Here is a 13,907-nt window from a genome sequence, read left to right on the forward strand (position 1 = left end):
TAAAGATCGCTGCCTTGTTCATTCGACGAAGCGTTGTGTTCGTCAGCAGCAGAGAAGCGAGATTATGCGGTACAGCGTGCAACTCGTCAACCCCTTCTTTTTTCGCTTCGCTGCTTCGTCGTTGACGTTGCTGCGTTGCGAGGGACAGAACTATAACGGACCGGCGCCGGTCGCGCAAGGGTAAAATGCATGGTTTCGTAATACCGTATTACCGCTTCCGCCATGACGATCCTGCTTTCCACCCTCAACGCCCGCTACACCCATGCTTCGCTGGGGCTGCGCTACCTGCTCGCCAATATGGGGGAGCTGCAGGCGCAGACGCGCATCCAGGAATTCGTGATCGGCGCGAAGACGACCGAGATGGTGGAACGCATCCTGGCGGCGCAGCCGAAGATCGTCGGTTTCGGTGTCTATATATGGAACGTTGAAGAGACCCGCCGGCTGGTGGCAACGCTGAAACGTGTGGCGCCACACCTGGTCATCGTTCTCGGTGGACCGGAAGTCTCTTACGAAACCGCCGAGCAGGAAATTACGCGCCTGGCCGACTACGTGGTGACCGGCTGGGGCGACGTGACCTTCCCTAAATTGTGCGGCGAGATCCTGAACGGTCCGAAACCTTTGATGAAGGTGCATGCGGGCGTGCAGCCGCCGATGGCCGAGATCAAGCTGCCCTATTCGATCTACTCGGATGAGGATATCGCCCACCGCACCTTATATGTGGAGGCTTCGCGCGGCTGCCCGTTCAAGTGCGAGTTCTGCCTGTCGGCGCTGGACAAGACTGCCTGGCCCTTCAATATCGACACCTTCCTGGCGGAGATGGAAGCACTGCACGCGCGCGGCGCCCGCACCTTCAAGTTCGTGGACCGCACCTTCAACCTGAACATCAAGACCAGCCTGAAGATCATGAAGTTCTTCCTGGATAAACTGGCCGCGGCGCCGGATGATCCGGTGTACGCGCACTTCGAACTGGTGCCGGACCACCTGCCGGATGCGCTCAAGGAAGGCATTGCGAAATTCCCGCCAGGGACCCTGCAGTTCGAAATCGGCATCCAGAGTTTCAACCCGGTGGTGCAGGCGAACATCTCGCGCAAGCAGGACAACGCCAAGGCTGCCGACAACATCCGCTGGCTTTGCGAGCATTCGGACGTGCACATGCACGTCGACCTGATTGCCGGCCTGCCGGGCGAGACGGTCGAAAGCTTTGCCGAAGGCTTCGACAAGCTGTGGGCGCTGGGCCCGCACGAGATCCAGTTCGGCATCCTGAAGCGCCTGCGCGGCACGCCGATCATCCGCCATACCCAGGAATTCGGGATGGTGTACGACCCATACCCGCCATATACGATCCTGGCGAACCGGGATATTGATTTTCCGACCATGCAGCGCCTGGTGCGCTTCGCGCGCTATTGGGACCTGGTGGCGAATTCGGGACGGTTCACGCATACCGTTCCGGTGCTGCTGGGCGAGTCCCCGTTCAAATCGTTCATGGCGTTTTCCGATTGGCTTTATGCCAACACGGACGCAACCCACAGGATCGCGCTGGACCGCCTGGCAGTGATGGTCGGACGCTGGCTGGGAGTTGCCGGCTTGGAAGCCGCCGCTGTGACCGAACTGCTGGCGCGCGATGGGCATGGCGTAAAACAGAAGGTGGCGGCGCTGGCAAGCGCCGCGCCGGCGCGTCAAGCGAGGCACCTGGCCGCCTAGGCCGCACTGAGCCGCGCTGAGTGGCGCTATAGGCGAAACTCTTTTACACTGGTGGCATGCCTATTGCTCAAGAGCCAACGTTATCTATCAGCCCAGACGGGCGCACGGTTTCAGCCGGGGGAACCTGGCAAGTCAGTGCACTCGCCAGCAAGCGGGTGATGAAGGCTATCGACGGCTGCCTTGCCCCCTTAAAAGACAAGCAAGCGGTCGAATGGGACTTGAGCGGCATCGACATGCTGGACCACGTCGGCGCGCAATTGTTGTGGAGCGCCTGGGACTATAAGCGTCCGGCCAAATTGAAACTGGCCAACGGCCAGGAAGAAATCTTCAAGCGTATCGAAGCAGCCGGCAAGCTGGAAATGCCGCGTGCGCGCAAGGAGCGTTTCGGCTGGGTCACATCGCTGGGCTTCGGCATCCTGCACTTCCTCGAACATATGCGGGGCTTCGTGCAGTTGATTGGCTCGGTGGTGCAGGACGTCGGGCGCTTTGCCGGCAATCCGAGGCGCGGCCCATGGCGCGAAATCTCGGCGAATATTTTCCATGCCGGTTTCCAGGCGCTGGGCATCACCGCGCTGGTGGGCTTCCTGATCGGCGTGGTGCTGTCTTACCTGTCGGCGCAGCAGCTGCGCAACTTTGGCGGCGACATCTACCTGGTCAACCTGCTCGGCATGTCGATCGTGCGCGAGCTGGGGCCATTGATGGCGGCGATCCTGGTGGCCGGGCGCTCCGGGTCGGCCATCACGGCGCAACTGGGTGTGATGCGCGTGACGGAAGAACTGGATGCGATGCTGGTGATGGGTATTTCGCATGGCTACCGCCTGATCATGCCGAAAGTGGTCGCGCTGGCGATCTCCATGCCGCTGCTGGTGATCTGGACCGACGCGGCGGCGCTGATCGGCGGCATGATCGCGGCAAAAGTGGAACTGAACCTGTCCGTCCGCTACTTCATCATGAAGCTGCCGCAAGTAGTCCCGCTGGCGAACTATTACATCGGCCTGTTCAAGGGCGCGGTATTCGGCATGCTGATTGCGATGGTGTCGTGCCATTTCGGCCTGCGCATCCAGCCAAATACCGAAAGCCTGGGCCGCGGCACCACCACGTCGGTGGTGACGGCAATTACCGTGGTGATCCTGGCGAACGCAGTCTTCGCAATCGTCTTCAATGGAGTGGGTTACTGATGAACGACCTGCCGGAACAGGAAGAAGAAAGCTGCGGTTGCCCCGAGGGCGAGAGCAAGCTGACGCTGGATGGCAGCGTACCTGCGGTGGAGATCAGCAACCTGCAAACCAAATTCGGCCGCACGGTGATCCACAATGACCTGAGCCTCACCATCCACAACGGCGAGATCCTGTCGATCGTGGGCGGCTCCGGCACCGGCAAGACGGTGCTGCTGCGGCAGATGCTGGGACTGGAGCGCCCGACCAAGGGTTGCGTGCGCGTCTTCGGCGAGGACATCACGATCGCCTCGCAAGGCCACCTGCAGGAGCTGCGCAACCACTGGGGCATGCTGTTCCAGCAGGGCGCGCTGTATTCCGCGCTGACGGTGTTCGAGAACGTGGCGCAGCCGATGCAGGAGCTGGGCACCCTGCCCGCGCACCTGATCCGCGACGCGGTGCTGCTGAAAATGAATATGGTGGGCCTGGGCCCGGAGCACGCCAACAAGATGCCGAGCGACCTGTCTGGCGGCATGATCAAGCGCGTTGCGCTGGCGCGGGCTTTGGCACTGGAGCCCAAGCTGCTGTTCCTGGACGAGCCGACCGCCGGCCTGGACCCGGACCTGTCGGAAAGCTTTGTGTCGCTGATCAAGTCCCTGCACCGCGAGCTGGGCCTGACAGTGGTGATGGTGACCCACGACCTGGACACGCTGTTCGCGCTGTCCACGCGCATTGCGGTGCTGGCGGAAAAACATGTGTTGGCGATCGGGCCGACCCGCGAGGTGATCAAGACCGATCACCCGTTTATCAAGGAATTCTTCCTGGGCGACCGCGGCAAGCGCGCGCTGGAGGCCTTGGAATAAGGAGCAAGGCATGGAAAACAGATCACACGCTTTGATGACTGGCATCTTCACGATCACGCTGCTGATCGCGGCGATCCTGTTCGGCATCTGGTTCAATCGCGACCGGGTGAAGTACGACCCCTTCCTGATTGCGACCACGCAGTCGGTGCCCGGCCTGAACCCGCAAGCCGCGGTGCGTTATCGCGGGCTGGAAGTGGGCAAGGTGGACGACATCGATTTCGATCCGAAGCTGGCCGGCCAGATCCTGATCCACCTGAGCATTGACCCCGCGACGCCGATTACCAAGACCACTTACGCGACACTGGGCTACCAGGGCGTGACGGGCATCGCCTATATCCAGCTGGATGACGAATCCGTCGGCTCGCCTGCACTCGCGACCAGCAAGCAGAATCCAAGCCGCATTCCGCTGCAACCAGGCCTGTTCGATCAGCTGGAAAAGCGCGGCACCGCAATCCTGGAAAAGGCGGAAGACGTCACCAGGAAACTGGATACCCTGCTCAGCCCCGAAAACCAGAAGACGATGCTGGAGGCATTCAGCGACGTGAGCGAAGCGGCCGATTCGTACAAGGAGCTGGCGGCGAAGCTGGATCCGGCTGTGCAGAAAATTCCGGCGCTGGTGGAGCACGGCGACCGCGCCATGCAATCGGTGGACACCCTGGCCAATGAGGCGAGCAAGGTGGCGCGCACACTGCAGGGCCCGGACGGCGCAGTGCAGCGGATTACCGCCTCGGTCGACCGCGCCACGACGTCGGTCGAGGCAGTGGCCAGCGGGGTTGAACTGGAGACCCTGCCTGGGGTGACCGGGCTGGCGGACGAAACCAAGTCTTCCATGCGCGCCATTCGCCGCACCATGAATAATATTAGCGATCGCCCGTCGAGTATCCTGTTCGGTGCTCCCGGCACGCCGCCGGGCCCGGGCGAACCCGGCTTTGACCCGACTGGAAAATAAGGCAAACAAGGACCAGCAATGAAGAACAACATTCTCCTGATCGCCGTTGTTACCGCCGCATTGGCCGGCTGCGCCAGCAAAGGACCGCAGCCGACTTCCTACGACTTTGGCCCGATGGGCGCGCCGTTGGCGGCAGCCAGCCTGGCACCGGTCCTCGCAGGGACCAATGGCAATAATGGCACGAGCGGCGCCGGCGGCCTGGCAACCGGCATACAGGCCCTGGTCGTGTCGGACGTGAACGGCCCGGCCTCGCTCGACACCCAGCGCATGTTCTACCGCCTGATGTATGCCGACGCACGCCAATCGCGCCCGTATGCCTACAACAACTGGTCGGTGACGCCCTTGCAGCTGCTGTCGCAACGCCTGAAAGCCCGCATCGCGCAATCCGGCGTCAAAGTGGTGTCGACCAGCGACGCGGCAGGCGGCCTGCCACTGCTGCGCCTCGAAGCCGACGAGTTTTCGCAGAACTTCGATACCGCCACCCAGAGCAGCGCCAGCGTCGTCTTGCGCGCCTCGTTATTCCGCAACCACAAGCTGGTCGACCAACGCACCTTCAGCCGCACTGCACGCGCACCAAGCGCCGACGCAGCCGGTGGCGCCAGCGCGCTGGCCGAAAGCACCGACGGCATTGCCGCCGACATCCTGGCCTGGCTGGCGACCATGCCCAATTAAGCCATGAGCGAAGAAGTGCCCGCCCCAGCCCCCGCGCCCACCCCGCCCACCAAGGCGCCGGAGCGTACCGGCTCGCCGGTAGCGCGCGCGACCCTGCTCGCCTACATGGTGCTGATCGTGTATGCCAGCTGGTTCCCCTTCTCCGGCTGGCAAAACCAGGGCCTGTCGCCGCTGATCTTCCTCGAATGGACTTCGCTGCCGCGCTACTGGACGGGCTTTGACGCCGGCATCAACGTGATCGGCTACATCCCATTCGGCATGCTGCTGGTGTATGCGATGCGGCCGAAAGTCACCGGTTTCTGGGCCTTCCTGCTGGCCAGCATTGGCGGCATGCTGGTCTCCGGCACGATGGAAGCGGTGCAGACCTACCTGCCGACCCGCGTTTCGTCCAACCTGGACTTCTATACCAACAGCGGCGGCTCGATCATCGGCGCCTTCATCGGCGCGCTGACCGCGCACAAGCTGATGGACACCAGCAATGCCTACAAGCTGCGCCAGCGCTGGTTTGCCCAGCATGCCAGCCAGGGCCTGGTGCTGGTGGCACTATGGCCGCTGACGCAGATATATCCGCAAGGCTTCCTGTTCGGGCTGGGCCAGTTGCTGCCCATCCTGTCCGAATGGCTCAGCGAACTGCTGGACATGGACATCGACCTGGCAGCCATGGTGCGGCCCGACGTGACGCTGACGGTGGAGCAATACTGGCTGTCCGAGACCATCGTCACCGCCTGCGGCATGGTGGGCGCGGCCCTGACCCTGCTGTGCATCCTGCGCAAGCCGGCCCCGCGCGCGCCGCTGGTCGCGCTGCTGGTGGTGGCTGCCGTGCTGGTGAAATCCCTGTCGACCGCGCTGCAGCTCGGCCCCGATGCCGCCTTCGTGTGGGTCACGCCGGGCGCCCAGGGCGGTTTCCTGATCGGCGTGATCATGCTCGGCGGCCTGATTTTCGCGCCCCACGTGGCGCAACGCAGGCTGGCGGTGGCCACGCTGCTGCTCAGCCTTTTGATCGTCAACACGACCCCGACCAACCCATATTTCAGCGAAACGCTGCAGACCTGGGTGCAAGGGAAATTCCTTAACTTCTACGGCGCGGCCCAGTTCCTGTCGTTGGCGTGGCCATTGGCAGCCCTCTGGTACCTTTGCCTCCCATCGCACAAGCTGAACAAGGAAACCCGGGAAACCCCGGTAAAATAAGCGCCTGCATCATAAAAGAGGCTTCAGATGAGCGACAACCAATACTTCAAGCATCACGTGTTCTTCTGTACGAACCATCGTGATGACGGCCGCGAAAGTTGCGGCCCGCGCGGCGCCGAAGCCGCCCAAAAGCACGCCAAGAAACGCTGCAAGGAATTGAACCTGAACGGCGAAGGCAAGGTGCGCATCAATTCCGCCGGTTGCCTGGACCGCTGCGAACACGGCCCGGTAGCCGTGGTCTACCCCGAAGGCACCTGGTACACCTACGTTGACACCGCCGACATCGACGAAATCGTCGACAGCCACCTGGTCAACGGTAAAGAAGTAGAGCGCCTCAAAATCAAATGATGAACAAGAATTCCGAGAAGTTTACGCTGCAGGGCAATGCCGGCCTGATGGAAGGCCTGCTCGACATGCCGGCCGGTACGCCGAAAGGCATCGCCCTGGTGGCCCACCCGCACCCGCTGTACGGCGGCACCATGGAAAACAAGGTGGCGCAGACCCTGGCGCGCACCTTCGTGGCGCTGGGCTACGTGGCCGCACGCATCAACTTCCGCGGCGTCGGCGCATCCGAAGGCGTGCATGACCACGGCCACGGCGAAACCGACGATATGATGATCCTGTACCAGCACATGGTGCAGCGCTATCCCGGCCTGCCGGTATCGCTGTCGGGCTTCTCGTTCGGCACCTTCGTGCAGTCGCACCTGGCGCAGCGCCTGACCGCTGCCGGCACCCCGGCGGAACGCCTGGTGCTGGTCGGTACCGCCGCCGCCAAGTGGCAGATCGCCGATGTACCGGCGGACACCATCCTGATCCACGGCGAGAACGATGAAACCATCCCGTTGATCGACGTGCTGGACTACGCACGCCCGCAGGACATTCCTGTGATCGTGATTCCCGGCGCCGACCATTTCTTCCACCGCAAGCTCGGTCACATCAAGAATTGGGTGATCGCCTTGTGGGGATCGAAAGCACAATAATTTCCCCCCGCAACCCCTACTAGTAAGAATAAGCACCAATGAAAAAGATCATCGCTGCACTGGCAACCAGTGTGCTGCTCATGACTTCCGCGGTAGCGCAAACGCTGCCGCCGCCAACCATCGCCGCCAAGTCCTGGCTGCTGCTGGATTCCACCAGCGGGCAAGTGATTGCCGCCCAGGACCCGGATTCGCGCGTGGAACCGGCTTCCCTGACCAAGATCATGACGGCCTACCTGACCTTCCAGGCGATCAAGGACAAGAAGCTGACCCTGGACCAGAAGGTGAACGTATCGGTCAAGGCATGGAAAGTGGACTCCAGCTCGTCGAAGATGTTCATCGACCCGGCCACCCCGGTCTCGATCAACGACCTGCTGCACGGCCTGATGGTCCAATCCGGCAATGACGCCGCCGTGGCACTGGCGGAAGCAGTGGCCGGCGACGAATCGGCCTTCGTCACCCTGATGAACCGCGAGGCGCAGCGCATGGGCATGGCCAATTCCCATTTCGCCAACCCGCACGGCCTGCCGTCGCCGGAGAACTACACCACCGCACGCGACCTGTCCGTGCTGGCGCGCCATGTGATCCAGGATTTCCCCGAGTTCTACAAGATCGATTCGGTGAAGAGCTTCACCTACAACAAGATCACCCAGCAGAACCGCAACCGCCTGCTGTGGCTCGACCCGACCGTGGACGGCATGAAGACCGGCCACACCGAGTCCGCCGGCTACTGCATGGTGGCTTCGGCCAAGCGCCCTGCCGGCAACCTGGAACGCCGCCTGATCTCGGTGGTGATGGGCACCAATTCCGACGGCACGCGTACCGCGGAAAGCCAGAAGCTGCTGAACTGGGGCTTCCAGAACTTCGACACCGTGAAGCTGTACTCCAAGGGCCAGGCCGTCTACACCCCGGAGATCTGGAAAGGCTCGCAGGCGACCATGAAGATCGGCTTCACCAGTGACGTGCTGGTCACCGTGCCGAAGGGCGTGGCTGCCAAGATGAAGCCTGTGCTGGAGCGCAAGGACCCGCTGGTGGCGCCAATCGCCGCCAACACCCGCGTCGGCACACTGAAGATGATGGTGGATGGCAAACCGCTGCTGGAACTGCCAGTCGTCGCGCTGGAAACTGTTGAACAGGCTTCGATCTTCGGCCGCGCATGGGATTCCGTGCGCCTGTGGATGAAGTAATGGCGAAGCTGGACCTTTCCCGCATCGTCGCGGGCATGTGGCGCATGACCGAATGGGACATGACGCCGCAGCAGCGGCTGGCCTTCATCGAGCAGTGCATTGCGCTGGGCGTGACCTCCTTCGACCATGCCGACATTTATGGCGGCTATGGCGTGGAGGGCTTGTTCGGCGAAGCGCTGGCCTTGAAGCCTTCGCTGCGCGAACAGATCCAGGTCGTGAGCAAGTGCGGCATCAAGCTGGTCTCCGGCCGCCGTCCGACGCATACCATCCAGCATTACGACACCAGCTCCGCGCATATCGTGGCGTCGGTGGAGAATTCGCTGAAGGAGCTGCGCACCGATTACCTGGACTTGCTGCTGATTCATCGTCCCGATCCTTTGATGGACTTCGATGAAGTGGCCAATACGTTCCAGCGCTTGCGGTCCGAGGGGAAGGTGCGGGAGTTCGGGGTGTCGAACTTCTCGCGGCATCAATTCGAAACGCTGAACAAGCGTGTGCCGCTGGTGACCAACCAGGTGGAGTTTTCACCGCTGCACCTGGCGCCAATGTTCGATGAGACCTTCGATGGGCTGCAGGACCTGGGCGTGCAACCGATGATCTGGTCGCCCTTGGGCGGCGGGCGCTTGTTCACTGCCGGAGACGAGCAAGGCGAGCGGTTGCGCTTGAAGATCAAGGAAGTGGCGGATGAATTGAATCGTCCGTTTGCCAGCGTGGTGTTTGCGTGGATTATGCAGCTGCCTTGCAGGCCGGTGCCGTTGACCGGCTCCGGCCGCATTGAATCTATCGAGGTGGCTGTGGAGGCGACGCAGTTTGCGCTGAGCAGGCCGCAGTGGTTCGAGATCCTGCGCGCGGCGCGGGGGCATGAAGTCGCCTAGAACCGGCAACCCGGTGTCTGACCCGCAGGGTCAGACACCAAGTTCGGTTTTAATCAGTCGTCCGCAAAAACCTGCGGCGGCGCAATCCCACGCCAACCAGCACGCCAGGCCAGGTTCAGCCCCACGGTAAACGCGATATACACCACAAAGAACAGCACAAAGTAGTAGTACCTCAGCCAAACCAGCAGTCCCACATTCACCGCCAGCAGCACCATCGCCGCAGTACTCTTCTTCTGCTTTGAGCTAGGGAAGCGAATGGTCGACACCATCAGGCTGCCCACCACAAACAGCAGCGCCACGACAAAATACCCCTCGAGGCTTGAATCCGGAAACTCCGGCCAGGCCACCACCACCGCAGACACGCAAGCCGCGCCGGCGGTAATCGGCATCCCGACGAAGTACTTCGGATCGGTACGCCCCACGTTCACATTAAAGCGCGCCAGGCGCAGCGCACCGCAGGCGACAAAGAAGAACGCCGCAATCCCGCCCACCCGCAGCAGGGTCGGATCCGCCGGGCCCATTTGCACGAAGCCATAGCAATACAGCAGCACCGCAGGTGCGCAGCCGAAGTTCATCACGTCGGCAATCGAATCGAGCTGCACGCCGAAGTCGGAGCCGGTGCCGGTGGCGCGCGCCACAAAGCCGTCCAGCGCATCGAAGATCCCCGCCAGCACCAGCAAGGCCGCCGCCAGGCGGTAATCCTGCGCCAGCCCGAGGTGGGCGTTGTCGACGGAAATCACAATGCTGGCAAAGCCGCAGGCGATCGAGAGCAGCGTTACCGTGCTTGGTAAGGCAAATTTGGCGCGTTGGAGTCGCTGGTGTCGTTGAGTGTTCAAATTAAGGCAATGATGATCAAAAAAGAAAGGCTATTCTACCTCGCCCGATGGATTACAAAAGAAACACATATTGCCTGAAATTGGCATAGAATCGCGCCATAAAGGAGTTCACTATGTATACGCTCAATAAGTGGCACCATAAGTTGCCAACCCTCGTGGTCGCAGCTCTCCTCTCCGCTTGCGGTGGTGGCGGCGGCGGCGGCGGAAGCACCACCACGCCGCCGGTGATTAACCCACCGACCACCCCACCGACCACGAGTTGCGTGGTTTCGCCAACCGGCCTGCCCGGCGCCACCGGCGACACGGCGATCGATGGCTTCAATTGGTTCAATTACCGCCGCGCCGATATCGGCCTGACTATGCTGACCTGCAATGAGCTGCTGAACAAGGCCGCCGTTGGGCATTCGAACTACCTGCGCCTGAATAACACGGTGTCACACGACCAGGTTGGCGGCAATCCCGGCTTTACCGGCGCTTCGCTGGCGGATCGCCTCGCCGCCGCCGGCTACAGCCTGGGCACCTCGTATGCATATGGCGAAGTGATCTCCGCCGCCAGCGACCGCGCAGGCTTCTACCATGCGGAAGAACTGATCGCGGCGATTTACCACCGCTTTGTGATCTTCGAACCGATGTTCCGCGAGATGGGTACCGGCGCCTCGACCGCGAGCGGCGGCTATACCTACTTCACCGCCGACCTGGCCACCCGCAACGGTTTTGGCGCGGGACTGGGCAAAGGCAATATCGTCACCTATCCGAAGAACACCCAGACTGCGGTCCCGACCACTTTTGACAGCGATACCGAATCGCCGGATCCGGTACCGAACCTGAATCGCGTCGGCTATCCGATCAGTGTGCACTCGGATATCACCGGCAATGTCACGGTGACAAGCTTCACCGTCCGTCCGCGCGGTGGTGCGCAATTGAATACGCGCCTGCTGACCAGCGGCACCGACCAGCACACGCCGGTGCATGCCGCCGCTATTGTTCCGCTGTCAACGCTGACCAGCAACACGATCTACGACGTGGCCTTCACCGGTACCGTCGACAGTGTCGCAGTGACGAAAAATTGGTCATTTACGACAAAATAACGTCCCTCCCCTAGCCCCCATCGGGACAGAGTGCTAAATTCTGTCCTGATGAGCAAGCTTCTTTCCAGCGCACCAATACGCCAGCGCCTCGACGTCGAGGAGGGACTGGACCGCCTGATGGGCGAACGTGCCCTGTATCTTCAAATCCTGCGCCGCTTCCTGCAGGACTACCGCAATTCCTGCGAACGTATCCAGTCGCTGCTCACGCAGCAACAGGAGGGCAAGGCGCAACTGGCAGCGCACTCGCTGAAAGGTTCTGCGGGCCTGATCGGTGCACAGCTCGTGCACGACCAGGCAGTGCTGGTGGAGAACGCCATCGCCGACGGTGTCGAAGTCGCCGCCCTGCTATCGGAACTCGCAGTGCTGTTGCGCGAAGCCTGCGGCAGTATCGACGATCTCCTGCTCGAACAGGGCAGCAAAGCAGCGGCGAGCGATCCGCCCGCGGTCGATCCCGCGCAGTTGCGCGCATTGATCGAAGAACTGGTGGGACTACTGCGTGAAGGTGATGGCGCGGCCATCGACCTGGTGGAGAAATCTGCGACGATACTGGCATCCGCGCTGGGCGTGCCGACCTTCCAGATGGTTGCGGCGGCTACACATGCATTCGATTTCGAAACTGCGCTGGACGTGCTGGAGATGGAACTTTAGCCGCTGTCACCCCGAGAAGTGCGCCTCTTCATCGAAGGAATCCGCGCACTCCTTGCCGCAGAAACGCCGTACGGCATCCAACGGTTTTTCGCAGTACCAGCAGGAGCCCTTGGGAGGCAACGATTGGCGCACGCCGCTTGGGCGCGGGGCCGTCGCGACAATCTCAGCGGGTGGGATTTCCTGTTGCGTCTCCACGATACTCCCCTTTACAGACATGCCCTGAAACCAAGGTTACTGCATTACCGAGACAGGAATATGACCTGCCTCAACAAAATAATAGCAGGATTAAATCAGTGGCATGGGGGACTCAACGTGCGTCAGCGCACCAAAAGAAACAAAATTATTCCAATGAGATGCACTGGCGCGATAGGACTTAGTTCCGCGTCATCATTTGCCGATGCAGAAGCGCGAGAAGATCACGCCCAGCAGATCATCTGATGAGAACTCGCCGGTAATGGTGGAGAGCTGCACTTGCGCGAGACGCAGTTCTTCCGCGAACAGGTCGAGCGACTGATCGGTTTGCGCGGCGTGCTGCCCGGCGTAGTCCAGGTGGCGCGATGCGTTGCGCAATGCGATCAAGTGGCGTTCGCGCGCGAGGTAGAGCGACTCGCCGGTCTGCTGCCAGCCCGCGATGCGCAACAGCTCCGCACGCAGCAGGTCGATGCCGGTTTTCTCGTTGGCGGACAGGTAGATGTGCGTTGCATCCGACATCTCGTCGACGGACGGCTTGTGGCCGGAGAGGTCGATCTTGTTCCAGATGCGCAGCACCGGCACGCCTTGCGGGAAGTTGGCGACGATGGCTTCGTCATGGCGGGTCGGGCCATGGTCGGCATCCAGCAGGTGCAGGATGACGTCAGCCTTACCCACTTCGCCCCAGGTGCGTTCGATGCCGATGCGCTCCACCACGTCCACCGCCTCATCGTGGCCGCGGATGCCGGCGGTGTCGATAATGTTGAGCGGGATGCCTTCGATCTGGATGGTTTCGCTGACCTTGTCGCGCGTGGTACCGGCGATCGGGGTGACGATGGCGACTTCGGCGCCGGCCAGTGCGTTCAGGAGTGAGGACTTGCCCACATTCGGTTGGCCGACCAGCACCACGTTCAAGCCTTCACGCAGCAGCGCGCCTTGCGAGGCTTGCTTGAACACCTGGTTGAGGGCTTCGACGATGCCTTTGAGCTGGCCGCGCGCGTCGGACTTTTCGAGGAAGTCGATTTCTTCTTCCGGGAAGTCGAGCGTGGCTTCCACCAGCATGCGCAGGTGGGTGACGCGCTCCACCAGGGCGTGGATGGTTTGCGAGAAAGCGCCGCTCAGCGAAGCGGATGCGGACTTGGCGGCGGCTTCGGTGGAAGCGTCGATCAGGTCGGCGACCGCTTCGGCTTGCGCCAGGTCCAGCTTGTCGTTCAGGTAGGCGCGGCGAGTGAATTCGCCAGGTTCGGCCAGCCGCAGGCCTTGTTCGGAGCCGGCTTCCAGCACGCGCTGCAGCAGCATCTGCAGCACGATCGGGCCACCGTGACCCTGCAGCTCGATCACGTCTTCGCCGGTGTAGGAGTGCGGGGCCTTGAACCAGATCGCGATGCCCTGGTCGATGACAGTGCCGTCGGCTTGCGTGAAGGGGATGTAGGTGGCGTGGCGGGGTTTGAGGTCCGTGCCTTTGAACAGCGCTTGCGCCAGCGACCGCAGGTTCTTGCCGGACGCGCGCACGACGCCGATGCCGCCACGGCCGGGGGCGGTGGCGATAGCTGCGATGGGGGAGGAGTCTAGGTTCATCT

At 61.9% G+C, this 13,907-nt stretch carries 15 protein-coding genes; 13 read left to right on the forward strand and 2 right to left on the reverse strand.

The window, feature by feature from the left end; all coding sequences use genetic code 11:
- The 11 genes from BM269_RS29695 to BM269_RS28335 form a co-directional block, all read left to right on the forward strand.
- On the forward strand, positions 1-184 hold a 184-nt coding region (locus BM269_RS29695), incomplete at its 5' end, for a hypothetical protein (protein WP_211482759.1).
- 38 nt (positions 185-222) lie between these two features.
- Positions 223-1,701 carry a B12-binding domain-containing radical SAM protein gene (locus BM269_RS28290; RefSeq protein WP_090445774.1) on the forward strand — a complete coding sequence of 493 codons (1,479 nt, stop codon included), beginning with the start codon at positions 223-225 and terminating at the stop codon, positions 1,699-1,701.
- Between the two features lie 56 nt (positions 1,702-1,757).
- A complete protein-coding gene (locus BM269_RS28295) occupies positions 1,758-2,879 on the forward strand; it encodes an MlaE family ABC transporter permease (protein ID WP_090445777.1) in 1,122 nt (373 codons plus the stop codon).
- Positions 2,879-3,718, forward strand: a complete 840-nt coding sequence (locus BM269_RS28300; RefSeq protein ID WP_090445781.1) for an ABC transporter ATP-binding protein — start codon at positions 2,879-2,881, stop codon at positions 3,716-3,718. Before BM269_RS28295 ends, BM269_RS28300 begins: the two co-directional genes overlap by 1 nt.
- A 10-nt stretch (positions 3,719-3,728) precedes the next feature.
- Positions 3,729-4,667, forward strand: a complete 939-nt coding sequence (locus BM269_RS28305; RefSeq protein WP_090445784.1) for an MlaD family protein — start codon at positions 3,729-3,731, stop codon at positions 4,665-4,667.
- An 18-nt stretch (positions 4,668-4,685) separates the two neighbouring features.
- Complete coding sequence (locus BM269_RS28310) at positions 4,686-5,339, forward strand: ABC-type transport auxiliary lipoprotein family protein (RefSeq protein WP_090445790.1); 654 nt, start codon at positions 4,686-4,688, stop codon at positions 5,337-5,339.
- Between the two features lie 3 nt (positions 5,340-5,342).
- Entirely contained in the window at positions 5,343-6,527 is a 1,185-nt protein-coding gene (locus tag BM269_RS28315) for a VanZ family protein (RefSeq protein WP_090445793.1), read from the forward strand.
- Positions 6,528-6,554: 27 nt separating this feature from the next.
- The gene (locus BM269_RS28320) at positions 6,555-6,875 is read left to right on the forward strand and encodes a (2Fe-2S) ferredoxin domain-containing protein (RefSeq protein WP_090445795.1); all 321 of its coding nucleotides are present in this window, start codon (positions 6,555-6,557) and stop codon (positions 6,873-6,875) included.
- Positions 6,875-7,507: an alpha/beta hydrolase gene (locus tag BM269_RS28325; protein WP_090445826.1), complete on the forward strand. Its 633-nt coding sequence runs from the start codon at positions 6,875-6,877 to the stop codon at positions 7,505-7,507. Before BM269_RS28320 ends, BM269_RS28325 begins: the two co-directional genes overlap by 1 nt.
- 38 nt (positions 7,508-7,545) lie before the next feature.
- Positions 7,546-8,691, forward strand: coding sequence for a D-alanyl-D-alanine carboxypeptidase family protein (locus BM269_RS28330; protein WP_090445797.1), 1,146 nt, complete (start codon positions 7,546-7,548; stop codon positions 8,689-8,691).
- Entirely contained in the window at positions 8,691-9,566 is an 876-nt protein-coding gene (locus tag BM269_RS28335; RefSeq protein ID WP_229204832.1) for an aldo/keto reductase, read from the forward strand. The genes BM269_RS28330 and BM269_RS28335 overlap by 1 nt, the downstream gene beginning before the upstream one ends.
- Positions 9,567-9,619: 53 nt before the next feature.
- On the opposite strand, the gene pssA is transcribed toward BM269_RS28335, so the two are convergent.
- Positions 9,620-10,402 carry a CDP-diacylglycerol--serine O-phosphatidyltransferase gene (pssA, locus tag BM269_RS28340; protein WP_090445798.1) on the reverse strand — a complete coding sequence of 261 codons (783 nt, stop codon included), beginning with the start codon at positions 10,400-10,402 and terminating at the stop codon, positions 9,620-9,622.
- A gap of 113 nt (positions 10,403-10,515) precedes the next feature.
- Between pssA and BM269_RS28345 the strand changes: the two genes are divergently transcribed.
- Both BM269_RS28345 and BM269_RS28350 read left to right on the forward strand, forming a co-directional pair.
- Positions 10,516-11,490: a CAP domain-containing protein gene (locus BM269_RS28345; protein WP_090445800.1), complete on the forward strand. Its 975-nt coding sequence runs from the start codon at positions 10,516-10,518 to the stop codon at positions 11,488-11,490.
- A gap of 48 nt (positions 11,491-11,538) precedes the next feature.
- Positions 11,539-12,138, forward strand: a complete 600-nt coding sequence (locus BM269_RS28350; RefSeq protein ID WP_090445803.1) for an Hpt domain-containing protein — start codon at positions 11,539-11,541, stop codon at positions 12,136-12,138.
- Between the two features lie 387 nt (positions 12,139-12,525).
- Here BM269_RS28350 and mnmE read toward each other — a convergent pair whose 3' ends face one another.
- Complete coding sequence (mnmE, locus tag BM269_RS28360) at positions 12,526-13,905, reverse strand: tRNA uridine-5-carboxymethylaminomethyl(34) synthesis GTPase MnmE (protein ID WP_090445808.1); 1,380 nt, start codon at positions 13,903-13,905, stop codon at positions 12,526-12,528.
- Positions 13,906-13,907 lie beyond the last annotated feature (2 nt).

The sequence above is a fragment of the Duganella sp. CF458 genome, assembly GCF_900113115.1.
Lineage (GTDB): Bacteria > Pseudomonadota > Gammaproteobacteria > Burkholderiales > Burkholderiaceae_D > Rugamonas.